Origin of the sequence: Mycobacterium ulcerans subsp. shinshuense, from assembly GCF_002355775.1 — a bacterium.
In the GTDB taxonomy this organism is placed as follows: Bacteria; Actinomycetota; Actinomycetes; order Mycobacteriales; family Mycobacteriaceae; genus Mycobacterium; species Mycobacterium marinum.
The window spans coordinates 3,069,368-3,087,883 of sequence record NZ_AP017624.1; the positions used below are offsets into that span (position 1 = coordinate 3,069,368).

Consider the following 18,516-nt stretch of genomic DNA (forward strand, 5'->3'; position numbering starts at 1 on the left):
TCAGAAAATGTCGCCGAGTGCTTCATCGCTGGCCGCGGAGAAGTTCTCTTCATGGAGTTGCTGGTACTCGTGCCAGGCCTGCGCATCCCAGATTTCGAGATAGTCAACCGCTCCGATCACCACGCAGTCCTTGGTGAGGCCCGCATAGCGGCGGTGGTCGGCCGACAACGTGATGCGGCCCTGGCTGTCGGGATGCTGTTCATCGGTGCCGGCGGCGAGGTTACGCAGGAAGGCTCGCGCTTCGGGGTTGCTGCGCGGCGCCTTGCTGGCCCGGCGAGCCAATTGCTCGAACTCCGACCGGGGGTAGACAGCAAGGCTGTGATCTTGGCTCTTGGTGACCATCAACCCCCCTGCCAATGCGTCGCGAAACTTGGCCGGCAGCGTTAGCCGCCCCTTGTCATCGAGTTTGGGCGTGTAGGTGCCGAGAAACACTAGGCCACCTCCAGCCAGAGTCACTCTGCTCACCCAAACACTTCAGCCACCATACCCCACAATCCCCCACTTCGCCCCATTGCCAGGGTTTCGCGCCCATGTTTTTCCACTGATCTGCCACTTCGGGATGAAGCCCTACCGCCACCACCCCCCATGTAGAGGGTCTAAGGAGTGACAAAGCCGCATTTCAGAGGCATCCAGGCCGAGAATGGGCGCCAAGTGGGGCCAAGTGGGGCATATGCGACACGCCGATCGGTCACAGATGGGGATCGGTACGGACTATCCGCCGTAATTGCCCAGTTCGTGGGTGCGCACGGGGAAATGGGCAAACCCGCACCGGGCAGCCCAGCGCACCGCGGCACAAAAAAGGGGCGGCCGTGGGCCGCCCCGCCTTGTTCAGATATTCGCCTACTCGTCGAAACGGTGGCGGAACCGATCCTCCATACGACTGGTGAACGAGCCGCCCGACCCCTTGCCGCGGCGCTGACGCGATGTGCCAGACGCCGGCCGGGAGTGATCCACCCGACCCGACAACCGCGGTCCAGAAATGGCGAACACCACGCCGCCAAACATGACGACGAAGCCGAACACACTCAAAATCGGGAAGCTTCCGATCATCGTGGCCTTGAACGCCACACCGGAGACCAGCATCGCCAGACCGATGACGAACAACGCCGCGCCCTGTAACCGCCGGCGCGCTGTCGGTGCACGGAAACCCCCGCCACGGACGCTCGAGGCGAATTTGGGGTCTTCGGCGTAGAGAGCGCTCTCGATCTGCTCGAGCATCCGCTGCTCATGATCGGAGAGTGGCATTCGCCCCTCCTTGCCGACAGCTGTCACGTAACTACCGATAGCAACGCGGATGCCCGTTGTGCGGGCAACTAACTCAGATGATACGAGCTGAATCCGTGCGGTACCACTGGTTCGCCGGCGATTCTATCCTGGCGTCATCAATGCGCACGAATGGGTGGGAGTACCGCTGCGATGCAACCCATCACAATTGCCCCGTCGACTCCGGGTCGATCACCATCCAACCGCTCGCTGAGCTACTGGCGCGTGGTCAGATATTGGTGCTGAAGCATCGCACCAAACAACCACGAGGAGGGCAGCCCGCGTTGACGATCTTCGTCATTGATCTGCCGCCGGACGAGATGGAGCGCCGCCTCAGGGAGGCCTTGACGGTCTACGTCGACGCGATGCGTTACCCCAGAGGCACCGAAAACCAGCGCGCTGCCATGTGGCTGGAACACGTCCGACGCAGCGGCTGGAAGGCGGTGGCCGCGGTTGACGTACCGCAAACACAGCCATCAACGCAGCTCCCCGACATCATTGGCGCCGATCCCAACCACGAGTTGCCGGCCGCAGATCTGGCCAACGCTCCGATGGTCGGGGTGGCCTACGGCTATCCCGGAGCACCCGGTCAATGGTGGCAACAGCAGGTCGTTTTGGGCCTGCAACGCCGCGGTTTTCCGATGCACGCGATCGCTCGGGTGATGAGCAGCTACTTCGAGCTAACGGAGTTGCATATCCATCCGAACGCCCAAGGCCGGGGCATCGGAGAGGCGCTCACCCGTCGGCTTCTGGCCGGCCGCGGCGAGGAGAGCGTCTTGCTCTCCACTCCGGAAAGCAATGGCGAGGACAATCGAGCGTGGCGGCTGTATCGGCGGCTGGGATTCACCGACATCCTCCGCGGCTATTACTTCGCCGGCGATCCGCGCGCATTCGCAATCCTGGGCCGCGCGCTTCCCCTGTAGGCCCCGGCGGCACCCGAACCGGCGGACAGGTTGCCGTACCAACCCACCGGGTCTGGCACGATGACCAGGTGCGTGCCAGCTCTCCCCCACTTTCAGCCCCAGCTGCCCCAGCGTTGCGCGCCCGACGACGGCGGTTGCTGGCAATCGCAATGCTATTGATGCTGGTGCCGCTTGCCACCGGGTGCCTGCGGGTCCGAGCGTCGATCACCATCTCGCCCGAGGACCTGGTGTCCGGGGAGATCATCGCGGCGGCAAAACCGAAGAACAACAAGGACGCCGGGCCCCAGCTGGACAGCGACAACGTCGCGTTCAGCCAGAAGGTCGCGGTCTCCAACTACGACAGCGACGGCTACGTGGGATCGCAGGCGGTGTTCTCCGATCTCACCTTCGCCGAACTGCCTCAGCTGGCCAACATGAATCCCGACGCCGCCGGAGTGAACCTGTCGCTGCGCCGCAACGGCAACATGGTGATTCTCGAGGGCCGCGTCGATCTGACGTCGGTGACCGATGCCGATGCCGAGGTCGAGCTGACCGTTGCGTTCCCTGGCACCGTGACGTCCACCAACGGCGATCGCATCGAGCCCGAAGTGGTGCAGTGGAAACTCAAGCCGGGTGTGGTCAGCACCATGAACGCTCAGGCGCGCTACACCGATCCCAACACCCGGTCCTTCACCGCGGCAGGCATCTGGCTCGCCATCGCGTCGTTCGCCGCCGCCGGGGTGGTGGCGGCGCTGGCTTGGGTCAGCCGGGACCGCTCCCCGCGATTCACAGCCCCCGGCGATCAGCCGCCAAGCTAAGCGCGCTCGACTCGACGCCGCCGGGGCCCGGTGCCGCCGAACGGGCTAGCCGTGTGTGTCGGGCGCCCAGTAGGCGAGCATTTCCGCGAAGGTCTGGAAAGCGGCCGGAGACACCCCGTAGGTCGCCTCGAAATGGATGCTGAGCGGGAAGCCCAGACCGACGACGCCGTCCATTATCCGCTTGTACAGGTCGACCATGAGCTGGCGCTTCTGAGCAGGTTCGCTCGCGGCCAGGCGCTTGACGAACTCCTGTTCCGCGGCCACCGCAGGGTTGCCGGGATCCTGGATCAGCCAGTTGATCAGGCCGACGCGGCTTTCGACTTTCGGGATGAAGCCAAACGAGAGCAGCAGCTCGGGCCGGTGGTCGGTGCTGTAGGCAAATTCGGTGAGGAACTTGACGATGGCGTCCGAATACAGCAGCTGGGTCATGCCGTAGGTGGCGCCCTGGTTGCACTTGAAATTGAGCCGGCCCTGTTCGCCGTCTCGGGTGGGAATCACGATCACACCGCGGTTGGGCAGCAAGTCACGATAAATCGACAACGCGTCGGTGGGTGCAACCCCGGAGCCTTCCCCGTCGTTCATGGTGCGCGGCACGCCGGCAAAGACCACGCCCTCCATACCGGCGTCAGACAAATCCACCAGCCGGCGACGCAGGGCCGCTTCGTCGGTAAACGCGGTTACTTGCGTACACAAGCCGTTGATCCCCGGCATTTCGGGTTTGATGATCTGCCAGAAGTCGAGCACGTCGAGCTTCTGCTGCATCGGCACCGGCCGATCGTCGTCTTCGGCGATCATCCCGGGGATCATCACGTGCCGCAGACGGCCGTCCAGCCCGAAGTCCGCCGAGTACTGCACCACTTTGCGCGCATCTTCCAATGCCCGTTCCTTGCCGCCATCGACATTGGGCGGCACCAGCTCAAGCGCGATCGTGCGTAGGGTCACACAGCTCCCCTTTGTTTTGACGATTATTCTCTGCCCGTTGCCAGGCGGCGCCACACCGCGCACAGGGGATCCGGGTCGCGCGGAGCCGCAAAACCCAAGTCACTTCCAACAGCATAGGCGTGGGTTAGTCAGTTAGGCGAAGCAACTTGTGGGGTCAACCCGCGCCGCAACCCTAAAAGACCAACACCCGCCGCCTGCGCTGTGGCCTAATACACTGTCGGGCCAGAGACAAGCCGAGCAGAAAGGGGCGCCGCGCTGAGCGTCGACGCATCGGCAACCGAAGAGCTGGCCGGCGCCATCACCGACCAACTGCGACTGTACTTGCGTGATCGTCGCAGCCAGGCGGCCTACATCGGCGACGACTACGGCGCCTTGACCGCATGGCTGGAAGAGTTCGTGCTCCCCGGGGGCAAGCGGCTAAGGCCGATTTTCGCTTATCGGGGCTGGCAGGCCGTGACAACCGAAGATCCCGACCCGGATCTACTGTTGTTGTTTTCTGCGCTGGAGCTGCTACATGCCTGGGCGTTGATACATGACGACGTCATCGACGCCTCGTCAACACGGCGCGGCCGGCCAACGGCCCACATACACTTCGCGGCGCTACACCGGGACCGGAACTGGCTCGGCCCAGCACAGCAATTCGGGATCTCGGCAGCGATCCTGATCGGCGATGTGGCACAGGCCTGGGCCGACGACATCATTTCGCGGGTTTCCCAGTCAAGCCTGTCACCCGCCGCGCAACGGCGGGTCCAGCGCGTCTGGTCGGATATCCGCACCGAGGTGCTGGGCGGGCAATACCTTGACATCGTGGCCGAAGCCAGCGCGGCCGATTCCATTACGTCGGCAATGACTGTCGCAACCTTCAAAACCGCCTGCTACACGGTCTCGAGGCCGTTGCAGCTGGGGGCGGCCGCGGCCGCCGACCGGCCCGATGTCCAGGAGGCGTTCCACCAGTTCGGAACCGATCTCGGAGTCGCGTTTCAGCTGCGCGACGACGTGCTGGGGGTGTTCGGCGACCCGGCAGTGACGGGAAAGCCATCCGGCGACGACCTGAGGTCGGGAAAGCGCACGGTGTTGATCGCCGAGGCGGCCGCGCTGGCGGACAGGTCGGACTCGAAGGCCGCCAACTTGTTGCGGTCCGCGGTCGGCAGTGAGCTCACCGACTCGCAGGTGGGCGAGCTGCGCGAGGTGATCGTGCGGGTCGGGGCCCTTGCGGCCGCCGAGAACCGGATCGCCGGGCTCACCCGGCGCGCACTTGCCACACTCGAGTCCATACCCATCAATGCCAGCGCCAAAGCCGGCTTGTCCGCGCTGGCCCGGACGGCCACGGACCGGTCGGCCTGAACCAATGACAAGTCCAACACCCACTCCGGAAGCCCTCTCTGTGACAAAAATGTCTGTTAGGCAACGCCTTTCGCGGATTCGAGAGTTTGCGCCCTCCCCCCAGGCCGGGCCTGCGCGGCTGGGGCTGCTGGGTGCGGTGCTGATCACCGTCGGCGGGCTGGGAGCGGGCAGCATCCGCCAGCACGATCCACTGCTGGAATCCATCCACATGTCCTGGCTGCGCTTCGGTCACGGGCTGGTGCTGTCATCGATCGTTTTGTGGCTGGGCGTTGGTCTCATGCTGATCGCCTGGCTGCGATTGGGGCGAGGGGTCCTCGCCGGCCAAGCCGGCGAGTTCACCATGCGGGCCACCACGGCGTTCTGGTTGGCGCCCCTGTTGCTTTCGGTGCCCATCTTCAGCCGGGACACCTACTCCTACCTCGCCCAGGGGGCACTGCTCCGCGACGGCCTGGACCCCTACGCCGTCAGCCCGGTTGCCAACGCGAATTCGCTGCTCAACGACGTAAGTCCGATCTGGACGATCACGACCGCACCGTACGGTCCGGCATTCATCCTGGTGGCAAAGGTCGTCACCATGATCGTCGGCAACAACGTTGTCGCAGGAACCATGCTGCTGCGTTTGTGCATGCTGCCCGGGTTGGCCCTACTGATCTGGGCGACCCCGCGCCTGGCTCACCATCTCGGGGCCGACAGCCCAACCGCAATGTGGATCTGTGTTCTCAACCCATTGGTCCTGATTCATCTGATGGGCGGGGTGCACAACGAGATGCTGATGGTGGGCCTGATGGCCGCCGGTATCGCATTAACCCTGCAACGCCACCATGTTGCGGGTATCGCGCTGATCACGGTCGCCGTCGCGGTCAAGGCGACGGCCGGGCTGGCACTGCCCTTCCTGTTCTGGGTATGGATGCGCCATCTACACGAGCGCCGGGGGTATCGGCCGGCTCATGCCTTCCTGGTGGCCGCCGCCGCCTCGCTACTGGTTTTTCTTGCCGTGTTCTCGGTGTTGTCCGCGGTGGCCCGGGTGGGGCTCGGGTGGCTCACTGCGCTGGCCGGTTCGGTCAAGATCATCAACTGGCTGACCCTGCCGACCGGGGCGGCCAACCTGATCCATGCCCTGGGCAGGAACTTCTTCACGCTCGACTTCTACACCTTGCTGCACGTCACCCGACTCATCGGAATCGCGATCATCGCCGTATCGCTCCCGCTGCTGTGGTGGCGGTTCCGGCGCGACGACCGGGCCGCATTGACCGGCATCGCGTGGTCGATGCTCATCGTGGTGCTGTTCGTACCAGCCGCCCTGCCTTGGTATTACTCCTGGCCGCTGGCCGTCGCGGCGCCGCTGGCGCAGTCCCGGCGATCGATGGCGGCCATCGCCGGGATTTCGACCTGGATCATGGTGATCTTTAAGCCCGACGGATCACACGGGATGTACTCCTGGCTGCACTTCTGGATCGCCACAGGCTGCGCACTGGCCGCGTGGTACGCGCTCTACCGCGCGCCCGACCTGCGCACCCGGCCTGGCGAGACACCGGCCGACGAGCCCGCGGCGCCCCTCGATATGGGCACCAAGGACCCTCAGTAGGGCTCAGCGAGCCTCAGACGGCCTGGATCGAGCCTTCTTAGTAGGCCATGGCCTGCGCGCGGCGGACGACTTCACGAGCCTGGTGAGCATGGAGCGCGTCGACGGGGCGCGCGTTGCTCACCGCGTCGCGTGAGCCGTCGCGTGTGACGGTCAACGACGGGTCCGGTGTAAACAACCACCGGATGATCTCGGTGTCGTGGTATCCGCCGTCATGCAGGATCGTCAACAACCCTGGCAAGCTCTTGACCACCTGACCTGAGCTGGTGAAAAAGACCTGCGGCACGACCACACCCCCCTCGCGCCGCACCGCGACAAGGTGGCCTTCGCGCAACTGCTGATGCACCTTGCTGACCGGAACGCCGAGAAGTTCGGCGACCCGAGACAGGTCATAGGTTGGTTCGTCGGGGTCCAGGACGTCGTCGCCGGCCGGAATACTGCCCACCGCGCCAGTGTAGAACCTGGCAAGCTGGCGGGTGTGCGCGTTGCGGCTACGTTGCGCCCTGCGATTCGCGGCGCAACCTAGGATGGCTCAGTGGCTCGAGCTGAATTCCCCGGCTCCTTCGCAGACCGTGTCGGCCCGCATCGGGGCCGAATTGAAGCCGGGATTGGGGACCAATTGGACGGCGCGCTGTTGGATGGCCGTTACCTGGTCGGGGCCAGGATCGCCAGCGGCGGAACCTCGACGGTCTACCGCGGCCTGGACGTTCGCCTCGATCGCCCGGTCGCGCTGAAGGTGATGGACTCCCGCTATGCGGGCGATCAGCAATTCCTCACCCGCTTTCAGCTCGAGGCCCGCACGGTCGCCCGGCTGAAGAACCCCGGCTTGGTCGCCGTCTACGACCAGGGCTTAGATGCGCGGCATCCATTTCTGGTGATGGAGCTCATCGAAGGCGGCACCCTGCGGGAGCTGCTGAGCGAACGTGGCCCGATGCCGCCCCATGCCGTCGCGGCGGTGCTGCGCCCGGTGCTTGGTGGACTGGCGACCGCGCACCGAGCCGGCTTGGTCCACCGCGACGTCAAGCCGGAGAACATCCTGATCTCCGATGACGGTGACGTGAAAATCGCGGACTTCGGGCTGGTCCGTGCCGTCGCAGCGGCTGGGATCACCTCCACCAGCGTCATTTTGGGCACCGCAGCCTATCTGTCCCCGGAGCAGGTCCGCGACGGCAACGCCGGCCCCCGTAGTGACGTCTACTCCGCCGGCATCCTCACCTACGAACTGCTCACCGGCGCTACGCCGTTCACCGGTGACACGGCGTTGTCCATCGCGTATCAACGACTCGATCATGACGTGCCGCCCGCCAGCGCTGTGATCACGGGCGTTCCAACACAGTTCGATGAATTTGTGGCGTGCGCTACCGCCCGTGACCCGAGTGAACGGTACGCCGACGCGATCGAGATGGCGGCCGATCTGGACGCAATCGTGGAGGAGCTGGCGCTGCCCGAATTCCGGGTGCCGGCACCGCGCAACTCGGCACAGCACCGGTCGGCGGCGCTGCAGCACAGCCGAGTCAACCAACACCGGCCCTTCGAGGCCTCCGAGCAAGTCTCGGCCTCTCCGCACGGCCGCCAGCCGACGCGCGAGCTCCCCCGAGAACCCGAGAATCACAACGAGCCCCCCGGCTCCGACTTCGATGACGAATCCGACGAGTATGAATACGAGCCGGTGTCAGGGCAGTTCGCCGGAATCTCCCTGAACGAATTTGCCTGGGCACGACAACATGCCCGTCGCACCGTGCTGATCTGGGTAGCGGTGGTGCTGGCAATCACCGGGATGGTTGCGGCCGCGGCGTGGACGATCGGCGGCAACTTGAGCGGACTGCTGTAGTCGCGCAACACCACTGAGCGAGTTTCCTACGCCGGCGATCCGCTGACCACCCAGCACCGCCTGATCACCTATCGCGACCGATCACCAGTTGCGCCAAGCCGATCAGATCAGCCGAGCCTAGCTGGTCAGGCAACGCGGCAAGGGCGGCATCCATGAGTTCATCGGCATGCCGCCGAGCTGCCTTGCGCCCCCCCTGCGGCTTCGATCAGTTCACTCGCCCACGCCACATCATTGGCCGTCATCGGCTCCGTAGACCGATACAGCTCAGCCAGTTTGAGCGCCGCCGAGGAGCCGGACTCCAACGCCGCAATCACCGGCAGAGTCTTCTTGCGGCGGGCCAGATCGCTGCCGAGCGGCTTGCCGGTGACAGATGGATCTCCCCAAATGCCGACGATGTCGTCGAGGATCTGAAAGGCCAGGCCCAGGTGGTAGCCTAACTACCGCATCGCCGATACCGTCAACGGATACGCACCCGCGGTCAGCGCCCCCAGCTCACAGGCACACCCCATCAATCCCGCGGTCTTCCCGGCTGCCATCCGCAAGTACCCGTCGACCCTTACCCGCTTGAGCGTCTCGAAGTCACCATCATCGACCTGGCCGACACGCCAGGGCTCCGGCGTTGTTGATTAGCAGGCTTGTGAGCTGGGGAATTGTGGATTGAGGAGGTCTAGGCGGCGGTTGGCGGTCAAAGCGGTGATCCGGCAGGCTTCGGCGATGTTGTCGGCGCCGTTGAGGCGGTGCAGATTGATCGCGGTGTTGCGTAGCGTTGCTAGGACCTGTGCGCCGTTTCCGGTATGTGCCCTTTGACGGTCTTCGTCGAAGGTGACGTCGCGTATCCAGTGCAGGCTGTTCTCGATTCCCCAGTGTTGACGCATCCAGGTCATGATCGCGGTAGGGCGGGCGTGCTCGAACGGCAGGCTGCAGATGGCATAGACCACCTCCACGCTGCGCTGGTCGGTGGCGGTGATCAAGCGTTCACGAGTGATCCGGATGATTTGTTTTGCGTAGGGGAAGCCGATTCCTCGTGCAGCGGTGATGATTTGCAGGGTGCGGGTCTCGACACGGCCGTGGCCGCGGGAGTCGTCGGTAGCGGCTGCGGGCACCTCGGCCCAGGGCAGCGCGGTGATACGCGCAAGTATTTTGGCTTGGTTGGACTTGACGATCATCAGGTAGTGCGACTTCAAGGTGGCGCAGATCAACTTCGCGGTGACGACCTGGGTATGCATCGCATCCACGGTGACCAGCCACCGCAAGCTACCCGGCAGCAGCGTGAGCAGGGCACGTACGCAGGGAATTTCATTGCTTTTCTCGGCGACAGCGAGTTGACCGAGCACCAATCGGGCACGGTGGGCGAACACCGACACGAGATGCGTGGCTGTCGCTTTGGCGCGTAAAGCACCACGCAGCATCTTGCCGTCCAACGCGATCGGCACCAATCCGCTGGGGTCGCTGCTGGCCACGTGTGCAGTGAAGTAACTGCCCATCCTGGCGTTGAGGTCGGCGGGGTCTAGCCGAGACAAAACAGCGCGGAAGGTCTTCTCACTGGGCCGCCGGAACCGGACCCCTAATTGGGCCAACACATCATCGGGAGCGGTGGCCGCCCATGTGGCAAAACCAGCATAGCCGCGCATCCCCGCGGCAGTGGCCAGAACCGCGATCGCCAACAAAGCCATCAGCGAATACCTCCGACCGCGTGGGTCCCTCGGGTCTGGCACCGAGGCCAACACATCGAGAAACTCCGATCCGATGAGCTCGCTGCGCTCACCAGGACTCCAGCGGTCGAACACCTCTGGAACCGACGACACAGGCAATACTGAAACGGTAGGCACGGGCAACTCCAGACCAACGACGAACAGTAACCAACTCGATCGTTCTCCAGATAGCCCGTGCCTACACTCCGGCCCCAATAGCGCGGCACCAAAGATCATCAACCCAGCTCACAAGCCTGCTAATCAACAACGCCGGAGCCCTGGCCGACACGCAAACCCAGAAACGACGACTCCAACGTCGCGATCGCGGTCATGGCAACCTCGGGCGCCAACATCTCGGCCAATACGCGACTACACAAGACGTGTAGCGCATCTCCGAGCATGATCGCGCTGGTTTCTCCCCAGACCGTCCATACCGTCGCCCTGCCGCGGCGAGTGACATCGCGATCCATCACGTCGTCGTGAACCAGCGAGAAATTGTGCATCAACTCCACCGCCGCCGCCACCGAAGCCGCCGCACTCGCGTCACCGCAAGCGGCGGCTGCCCCGACCACCAAAGCGGCCCGCGTCGCCCGCCCTGACCAACCACCCGCCCCGGATCCGTTGACATCCCACCAGCCCAAGTGATACCCGGCCATGGTTGCCATCGGCTCAGCCAACCAGCCCACGGCTACCCGCATTACCGGATCGCACTCGCGCCGAGCCCGCGACAGCAGTATCCGACCCGCATCCGGTGGCGCATCTGGAACATCGGCCATGCCGAGCGACATCAACCACCTCCTCACATCAGACTGCGCCGTACATCCGTTTGTGCTCGGAGATCGCTGTCAGCCGGAACCGGCGGGAGGTTTCCACCGGCAGGCTGTGGTGGTTGCCGTTGGTGGGCAGCGTGAGGTTGTGCAGTCTGCGATAGTGCTCATAGCTCAGCGGGATTCGCGTTTCCAGCGCTGCGCGGTGCTGATCGGTGCGTAGATGTTGCTGATATCCGGGAGTGACGGTTCCGGCGAATAGTTCGGCTACACAACCTGATCCGTAGCTCAGCATCGCTATCGGCTGATCTGAGAGGTCGTCCGCTTGATCCAGCAGCGCCGCGAGGGCCAGATACAACGATGCGGTGTAGCTGTTGCCGATCCGCCGGTTGTACTCGACGGTGTTGCCGACCGCCGCCTGGACCGCGGCGTCGCTGGCATCTTCACCGGCTTCTGCGGCCAGTTGTTTGTGTGCCTTGTACGCCATTTTCGTGAACGGTTGGTGGTAGCAGAAAGCCGCGAATTCGCCGAAGGGTCTACCGCCGCGTTCGGTGTAGTCTTTCCACGCGCCCGATGCCGCCTCCATATATGCGGTGACCGAGGCCTTTCCGTCGACCAACGCGGTGCTGCGATAGTTCGGTCTCCAGAAGTCCATGATGTCGGCGGTATAGATTCCGGTGGGCTCCTCCAGCCGCAGCAGCGCGGGGTCTGCCGAAACCAGCATCGCCGCGGCCGCTGCGCCCTGAGTGGGCTCGCCCGGGCTGTCGAGGTCGTAGCGGGCCACATCGGCTGCGATGACCAACACCTGCTGGGTCGGGTCGCGGTGTACGAATGCCAGCGCGAGTTGCAGAGCACCCGTCGCCCCGTAGCAAGCTTGCTTGACTTCGAGTACGCGGGCGCTCGAGGGTAGGCCCAGCAGGGAGCTCACCCAGATTCCCGCCGATTTGGACTGATCGACGCCGGTCTCGGTACCGATGACTATTGTCCGGATCTTTTGGCTGCCATGCCGTTTGATGATCGGGTCGGCGGCCGCGGCGGCCAAAGTGACGATGTCCTCATCTGGTGCGACGATGCTCATCTGCTGTTGGCCCAGACCGATGAGGTATTTGTTCACGTCCACGCCGTGGTGTTCGGCCAGGGTTGCGTGGTCGAGTACGTAATGCGCAGTGGCTATTGATAGGTCGTGAATTCCGATCGAGACCATGATGGATGTTCCTTTCCGGTGTTGCGGTTTTGGGGTTGTCTGTTGTTAGGCCGTCGATGGTTTGCGTTCGTATGTGGTGTGCGCGCGCATGAGTTCGCCTGGGTTGGTTTGGGCGGCCATGAGTGACAGTTCGCCGCACAGCACGGTGGCCGCGCAGATTACGGCGAGCCGGCGTGCGTTGGCGCCGGGGGGCCGTTGTTCGCGGCATCCCAGCTGGGCGAGGTTGTCGGTGACGAAGTCCAGGTCTTTACCGTTGCCTACGGTGCCGACGATCAGGTTGGGAATGGTGCAGGAGAAGTACAGATCGCCGTCGCGGTCCTCGGCGTGTGTTACACCTTGGGAGCCTGCGATGATGTTGGCGGCGTCTTGGCCGGTGGCGAGGTAGAAGGCCAGCAGCATGTTGGCGTAGTGCGCGTTGGCCGATCGGATGGTACCGGCTTGCAGGGTGCCGATGAGGTTCTTGCGGATGTTGAGCGCGGTGATCGCTGCCGCGCTGGTGTGCAGGTGCTGTTCGACGAGGTCGCGGGGAATCACGATCTCGGTGAGCACGTTTTTTCCGCGGCCTAGGATGCCGTTGATCGCGATCGGCTTTTTGTCGCAGCACATATTGCCCGAGATCGATCCGTATTCCATCTGCGGATAGCGGGTCAGGATATGTGCGATCAGGTGATCGGCCGCTAGTGTGGCCATGTTGTGGCCGCTGGCGTCGCCGGTGCGGAACTCGAATCGAATGAACAGTAGGTTCGCGGTGATCTGCGGGTGCATCCCGATCAACTCGGCGAAGCGGCGTGTTTGTCCGACAACCGCTGCTAGCTCTGCGAATTCGGTCTGCAGTTGGCGCGCGGTGTTGTTTGCGACGGCGGCATCGGGGGCGGTCAGCAGGATCGACCTGGTCATCTTCTCGTCGATCAGGGTTGTGACAATGCCGTTTTCGGTCAGACGGGACAGTTTGGCCCCGCGGCCAACGGACGGTCATACCGGTGATTCATAGGTGGCCAACGGTGCATGGGCGCTGAATTGCCCTTCGCTGCCCGAGATCTTGATGGGCCCCACCCAGCGTAGGGGGACATGCACCGAGAGCTGCTCCTGTTGTGTGGTCATTTGTGGTTACCTCTTTCGGGCTGTTAGAAGGATGTTGTTGTTGGAAGAGCAATATCGGCGGCGTTCACCGTTGGTGGGGCTACGTCGACGTCGAGGGGGCGGATGCCCGCGTGCAGCCAGCTACGGCCAAGCCCGGCCACATCGACGGAGCTTCCTGCCAATGCAATCCCGCAGTCGCCACCTCCAGCACCGGAGGGTTTAGCGGCCGCGCCGCTGGTTTCTGCTGCGGCGCACAGCGCGTTGAGCCGCTCGGTAAAGATGCCCATTGCAGTAGCGCGGTCCAACTCGCACAGCAGATTCCGGAACTGACGCACATGCTCGCCGAGTCCCGCGCCAGCGGGCGCAGACCCGCAGCAGGAGGCCGTCGCAGGTGTCAGCAGGCCAATGGTGGCGTCGACACATTCTTCGGAAGACTCGCGGAACCGGCGCACAATCTCGTCGCGGGTTCGGTCGCCGGATGCCAGCCTGCCGATCTGGGCCGTGGTGGCCGCGGGAGCGCCCGTCCACCCGACGAGCAGACGTTCAGGCGGCGGCGCGACCGCGGCGATGACGTGGCCGGGCCATTCGGCGTGAACCGCCGAATGCAGGTCCGCGGCGGCGAGTTCGACGATGGCTTGGCGATCCGGGGAGCGGTAGGACAGCCAGCCTCCGAACACCGCCGCAGCCACGTCAACACCGGAGCCAGAGGTCGTCAGGCGCGCGGTCGCGATCAACGCAAGCCGGAATAAGGTCGTCCGGTCTACCGGGGCGCCCCATGCGGCGGTAACCGCATCGACAACCGCCGCGGTGACAGCCCCACTGGAACCTAGGCCCAGCTTCACGCCACGCTCATGCAGCTGCGAGGTGATCGTCAGTCCGACGCCGCGGTCCGGGCAGTCCAGCCACTGGCGCGCGATGGCCACCGCGGATGCGATATGCGGCAGCTGCCGGGCCGCGACGGACCGGTCAGAATCCAAATCCACAGTGCCAGCTATCAGCTCGCTACTGACGGCGACCCCGCCACCGATGCCCAGATCCGCGGCCTGGACAATGACATAGCGGTCCATCGCAGCGACCAGCGCGCCACAGCCAGGCTCGACGACCGCGAACTCGCCCAAAATGACCAGTTTGCCCGGTGCTTTTCGGATGCTGTTCACCGCGTGGCCTTCTCTACAAGAGCCACCCCGGGCCCCGGATGGGCCACCACCACCGTCTGGACCTGACTCAGCTCCTTCAGTGAGGCCGCGATAAGTGCCGCATCATCGCGCGAGCAGAGCACCTTCACGTTGGGACCGGCGTCCATCGTCAGGTAGGCCGCGATGCCGTCGCCGCGCATCGCGACGACCCGGTCGATTACCTGTAGCGAGGCCGCACTGATGTATCGAACAGCGGGCCGGGCGGCCAGCATGGTGACGTGCATGCCCATCGCGTTGGCCTCGGCGATCGCACCGGCGCCGTGCAAGTCGCCGGCGGCAAACGCGGCCTGCATCGCGTGCAGGTCATCACCGCTGGCGTCAGCCCAGGCTCGATACAGCGGAGAAGTCTTGACGGTCTGGCTCATTGCCGCCCGGCTCGAGATCTGCTTGGCCCCGGCCTCGACCACAACGACCACCAGCGCTAGATCAAGCGCGACATCGATTGGCCCGGCATAGGATTGGGCATCACCGTCGGCTCCAATCGCGGCACCGGCGTGCCACACCGAGAACCCGCCGAACACCGAACGACTCGCCGAGCCTGAACCACGACGCGCTAGCCGGGACAGTTCCCGGACATCGGTGTCCAACCCGTAGGCCGCACACGCAGCGGCGGCCAGCGCGGCGAAGCCACTCGCCGATGAGGCCAACCCAGCTCCGGTGGGCCCCGCATTGTGGGTATCAACGATCGCCGGGGCCCGCGACTTCACCCGCACTCGGAGCAGATCCAAGAATTCGGTAACTCGGGTCGAAAAAGCCTCCGGCGCCGGCTTCCCGGCCATCATCACGATATCCGGACCAACTCCACCGCCGGTGGGCCCGACCTCGACGGTGGTCGTAGCCGGGAAGATATCCAGGGTCATCGACAGGCTAGAGGTCATCGGAAGCATGAACTCTTCGTCGCGCTTGCCCCAGTACTTGATCAGCGCGATGTTGGGATGAGCGACCGCGGTCGCCGCTGCTGTGCTCACGGCGCAACCTCGCGACCCGATGCGCTCGCGGTGAGCCGTCCGGCGAAGGAGTCGAGCGCGACAGCCCAGGTAGCCACCGCGCCGGCCTTGAGCATTGCCTCACCGATGACTTGCGCGTGGACCCAATCGCGGGCAAGTGCGAGCGCGCATCCCCCGCGACCGCTGCCAGTGAGTTTGGCGCCCATTGCGCCACTGGTGTTGGCCGCCTCGATGAGACCCTCCAGCCGCGGCGTTGACAGGTTCAGCCCGCGGAGCAGGTCGTGGTTGCGAGCCATCGCTGCCCCGAGTGCGGTGAGATCGCCTTGCTGCATGTCGATGGCCGCGCGACCGACCAGAGCATCGAGTTGCTCGACGAGCCAGTCCCGACGAGCCAAGCCGTCTCTGTCGGCAGTCAAGATTGCCGCGACCTCAGCGACGGAGTCTTTGGTCGCGCTGATCTCGCCGCTGTCAGCCACCACAAACACCCCTACCGGCGCCGGGCTCACCGGTCGGACAGCCCCCCGGTGGAACACAATGGGCTCGTCAGCGCCGGTAGCGGCCGCATCCACCCCACTGGGTGTGCCGTGCGCGGTTCGCTCCCTGGACTGAACCAGCTCATAAACCTGCGCCGCAGACGGCTCCCACTCAAACAGGTCCGCAAGCGCCAGCACCACCGCTCGCACCACCGCCGCGCTCGACCCCAACCCACGCCCGCATGGCACGACGTGCGACACCTAGACAACCACGCCCGACGCGACTGCGGCTGGCACGTCGAACCGTTCAGCGAAGTCTGAGATCAGCGACGCCATGTCCAGACCCATCGACCCCACCGTTGGCTGCCGGACCGGGGTTGGTGCCGGGCCCCGGTGTGCGGTGGCCGTCTCGACCAATATCGGGATCGGAATGGCCAGTGCGGCCGCCCCATGCACCACCAGGTGCTCGCCTAGGACGATCGCTTTCCCGGTCGCCGTTCCCACACCCGATCTCGAACGTGCCTTCATCGCGGGATGACTCACTTGTTGCCCTATCGCTAGTAGATCTCTTGCGTGAACTGGGCGAAAGCGACTCGGGCGGCGCCTAATACGGTGAGGAACCAACCGGAGAAACTATCCGCTTCGAGCAGCTGGGCCAGTTCGGCCGCGGTCACCATGCGCACTTCCGAGACCTCGTCGGGGTCCGGTTGTGGCGGACCCGAGATTCGCCCCACGTACAGGTGGTTGAACTCATGCTCGACCAGACCCGTCTGCGCATCGGCGTGGCGATACGTCACCGTCCCTGCCGGTACGAGTTCGACGTCGAGCCCGAGCTCTTCGCGCACTCGGCGCTGCGCGGCCACCCGCGGGCTCTCCCCAGGAAACGGGTGTCCGCAACACGCGTTCGACAGGACTCCTGGCCAGTGATACTTGCCCGCGGCACGGCGCTGCAGTGCCATTCGCCCGGAGTCATCAAATAGGAACACCGAGAACGCGCGATGCAGCAGCCCCGGCGCTTCATGCGCAGCGATCTTCTCCGCCACACCCTGCGTGACGCCACCGGCATCAACCAACTCCAACATGATCTCCGGCATTTCAAGCAGTCCTTTCAGCGTGGTCCGGCAAATCCCCGGAAGCAGTTCCCCATCACCGCATCGTCGCGGCCTACCAAATCGTCAACCGCTACTGAACTGTTGGCCGCTTACCCGACAACCAAGAAGTGCAGCAAGGGGGCCTCTCGGGCCGTTCTGATTTCATTTCGGCTCGGTGTAAGAAGTCACCGGTCGCGGGCAATGACCAATTGCGTCAACGCAATCAGATCTTCTGATCGCGCGGAGTCAGGTAGTGCCGCCAGCGCGGCACCGATGCATTCATCGGCCTGCCGCTCGGCGGCCTTGCGGCCCCCCGCGGTCTCCACCAAGTCGATCGCCTGCCGCACTTCATCGGCTGACATCGGCTCTTCAGCCCCATAAAGCTGCGCCAAGCTAGCCGCCGCCTCCGTACCAGAGCCCAAGGCGGCGACCACCGGAAAAGTCTTCTTGCGGCGGGCCAGATCACTACCGACCGGCTTACCGGTGACATTCGGATCTCCCCAGAGACCCATCACATCATCGACGATCTGGAACGCCAAGCCCAGTTGGAAACCGAACTGATGCATCGCCGTCACCGTGGCAGGATCCGCATTCGCGGCCAACGCCCCCAACGCACAGGCACAACCCATCAATCCCGCCGTCTTGCCGGCCGCCATTTCCAGATAGCCATCAACGCTCACCGACTCGCGTGTCTCAAAGTCACAATCTTCGAACTGGCCATCGCACAAAGTCACACACGAGGATTCCAACCTCATAACGGCGTTCGCCGCAACCTCAGGCTCCAACATCTCAACCAACACACGGCCGGCCGACGCGTGCAACGCATCTCCGAGAACAATCGCATTGGTCTCACCCCACACCGCCCATACCGTCGCCCTACCCCGGCGAGTGGCATCGCGATCCATCACGTCGTCATGAACCAACGAGAAGTTGTGCATCAACTCCACCGCCGCCGCCACAGGAGCTGCGGCACGCGCATCACCACACGCCGACGCCGCCCCAAACGCCAACGCCGCCCGAATCGACTTGCCAGACGAACCATCTACCGGCACCCCATTGACGTCCCACCAGCCGAGGTGATATCCGGCCATCTTGGCCAACGGCTCACTCAACCACCCCACTGCTGTCCGCAAGACCGGATCGCACTCTTGCCGAGCATTTTTCAGCAGCGCCCGAGCTGCGTTCGGGGTCGCATTGGCAACATTGACCATGCCCAACGACATCGACCAACTCCTCACATCAGAAGAAACCTGTCCGCGAACCACAAGCGGTGACGAGCAGTGTCCGGTACCGGCCTCAACAACTTCTCAATGAGCTGACCTGCGGCGCTCGTTGGGCCGCAGAAGCATGTCGATCCGGTAGGGATCAACCGAATATCCAAGTGC

Annotated in this window: 18 protein-coding genes and 2 pseudogenes; 5 read left to right on the top strand and 15 right to left on the bottom strand. The window is 64.3% G+C overall.

Annotated features, from left to right (window positions below):
* Nucleotides 1-432, bottom strand: a complete 432-nt coding sequence (mraZ, locus tag SHTP_RS13765; protein ID WP_011741272.1) for a division/cell wall cluster transcriptional repressor MraZ — start codon at nt 430-432, stop codon at nt 1-3.
* Between the two features lie 408 nt (nt 433-840).
* A complete protein-coding gene (locus SHTP_RS13770; RefSeq protein ID WP_096370893.1) occupies nt 841-1,245 on the bottom strand; it encodes an SCO2097 family morphological protein in 405 nt (134 codons plus the stop codon).
* Between the two features lie 302 nt (nt 1,246-1,547).
* Here SHTP_RS13770 and SHTP_RS13775 point away from each other — a divergent pair, with 302 nt between their 5' ends.
* Nucleotides 1,548-2,186, top strand: a complete 639-nt coding sequence (locus SHTP_RS13775) for a GNAT family N-acetyltransferase (protein WP_011741274.1) — start codon at nt 1,548-1,550, stop codon at nt 2,184-2,186.
* A gap of 149 nt (nt 2,187-2,335) precedes the next feature.
* Complete coding sequence (lppM, locus tag SHTP_RS13780; protein ID WP_096370894.1) at nt 2,336-2,983, top strand: lipoprotein LppM; 648 nt, start codon at nt 2,336-2,338, stop codon at nt 2,981-2,983.
* Between the two features lie 45 nt (nt 2,984-3,028).
* Here the strand turns inward: lppM and SHTP_RS13785 are convergent, their stop codons facing one another.
* Complete coding sequence (locus tag SHTP_RS13785) at nt 3,029-3,925, bottom strand: mycobacterial-type methylenetetrahydrofolate reductase (protein WP_096370895.1); 897 nt, start codon at nt 3,923-3,925, stop codon at nt 3,029-3,031.
* A gap of 285 nt (nt 3,926-4,210) precedes the next feature.
* Between SHTP_RS13785 and idsA2 the strand changes: the two genes are divergently transcribed.
* Both idsA2 and SHTP_RS13795 read left to right on the top strand, forming a co-directional pair.
* Complete coding sequence (gene idsA2, locus SHTP_RS13790; protein WP_172900668.1) at nt 4,211-5,269, top strand: bifunctional (2E,6E)-farnesyl/geranyl diphosphate synthase; 1,059 nt, start codon at nt 4,211-4,213, stop codon at nt 5,267-5,269.
* Nucleotides 5,270-5,273: 4 nt separating this feature from the next.
* A complete protein-coding gene (locus SHTP_RS13795) occupies nt 5,274-6,854 on the top strand; it encodes an alpha-(1->6)-mannopyranosyltransferase A (protein WP_096370897.1) in 1,581 nt (526 codons plus the stop codon).
* A gap of 37 nt (nt 6,855-6,891) precedes the next feature.
* Here the strand turns inward: SHTP_RS13795 and SHTP_RS13800 are convergent, their stop codons facing one another.
* The gene (locus tag SHTP_RS13800) at nt 6,892-7,296 is read right to left on the bottom strand and encodes an Rv2175c family DNA-binding protein (RefSeq protein WP_011741279.1); all 405 of its coding nucleotides are present in this window, start codon (nt 7,294-7,296) and stop codon (nt 6,892-6,894) included.
* 150 nt (nt 7,297-7,446) lie between these two features.
* On the opposite strand from SHTP_RS13800, the gene SHTP_RS13805 reads away from it, so the two are divergent.
* On the top strand, nt 7,447-8,682 hold the full coding sequence (locus tag SHTP_RS13805; protein ID WP_172900669.1) for a protein kinase domain-containing protein: 1,236 nt from the start codon (nt 7,447-7,449) through the stop codon (nt 8,680-8,682).
* 158 nt (nt 8,683-8,840) lie between these two features.
* On the opposite strand, the gene SHTP_RS30435 is transcribed toward SHTP_RS13805, so the two are convergent.
* The 11 genes and pseudogenes from SHTP_RS30435 to idsB form a co-directional block, all read right to left on the bottom strand.
* Entirely contained in the window at nt 8,841-9,107 is a 267-nt protein-coding gene (locus SHTP_RS30435) for a polyprenyl synthetase family protein (RefSeq protein WP_420866692.1), read from the bottom strand.
* A 201-nt stretch (nt 9,108-9,308) separates the two neighbouring features.
* The gene (locus SHTP_RS13815; RefSeq protein WP_420811867.1) at nt 9,309-10,511 is read right to left on the bottom strand and encodes an ISAs1-like element IS2404/ISMul1 family transposase; all 1,203 of its coding nucleotides are present in this window, start codon (nt 10,509-10,511) and stop codon (nt 9,309-9,311) included.
* A gap of 140 nt (nt 10,512-10,651) precedes the next feature.
* Nucleotides 10,652-11,161, bottom strand: a pseudogene (locus SHTP_RS13820) (polyprenyl synthetase family protein); the annotation flags it as partial.
* A gap of 16 nt (nt 11,162-11,177) precedes the next feature.
* Entirely contained in the window at nt 11,178-12,344 is a 1,167-nt protein-coding gene (locus tag SHTP_RS13825; protein ID WP_096370899.1) for a hydroxymethylglutaryl-CoA synthase, read from the bottom strand.
* A gap of 45 nt (nt 12,345-12,389) precedes the next feature.
* Nucleotides 12,390-13,445, bottom strand: a pseudogene (locus SHTP_RS13830) (hydroxymethylglutaryl-CoA reductase).
* A 23-nt stretch (nt 13,446-13,468) separates the two neighbouring features.
* Nucleotides 13,469-14,581, bottom strand: coding sequence for a phosphomevalonate kinase (locus tag SHTP_RS13835; RefSeq protein WP_096370900.1), 1,113 nt, complete (start codon nt 14,579-14,581; stop codon nt 13,469-13,471).
* Nucleotides 14,578-15,588 (bottom strand): diphosphomevalonate decarboxylase, encoded by a 1,011-nt coding sequence (mvaD, locus tag SHTP_RS13840; RefSeq protein ID WP_096370901.1) that lies wholly within the window; start codon nt 15,586-15,588, stop codon nt 14,578-14,580. Before mvaD ends, SHTP_RS13835 begins: the two co-directional genes overlap by 4 nt.
* Nucleotides 15,585-16,301 (bottom strand): mevalonate kinase family protein, encoded by a 717-nt coding sequence (locus SHTP_RS13845; protein WP_231991457.1) that lies wholly within the window; start codon nt 16,299-16,301, stop codon nt 15,585-15,587. Before SHTP_RS13845 ends, mvaD begins: the two co-directional genes overlap by 4 nt.
* Complete coding sequence (locus SHTP_RS28995) at nt 16,302-16,568, bottom strand: hypothetical protein (protein WP_231991458.1); 267 nt, start codon at nt 16,566-16,568, stop codon at nt 16,302-16,304. It abuts the gene before it with no gap.
* Nucleotides 16,569-16,597: 29 nt separating this feature from the next.
* Nucleotides 16,598-17,134 (bottom strand): isopentenyl-diphosphate Delta-isomerase, encoded by a 537-nt coding sequence (gene idi, locus SHTP_RS13850; protein ID WP_015356155.1) that lies wholly within the window; start codon nt 17,132-17,134, stop codon nt 16,598-16,600.
* A gap of 182 nt (nt 17,135-17,316) precedes the next feature.
* A complete protein-coding gene (idsB, locus tag SHTP_RS13855) occupies nt 17,317-18,354 on the bottom strand; it encodes a geranylgeranyl diphosphate synthase IdsB (protein ID WP_096370902.1) in 1,038 nt (345 codons plus the stop codon).
* Nucleotides 18,355-18,516: the final 162 nt, after the last annotated feature.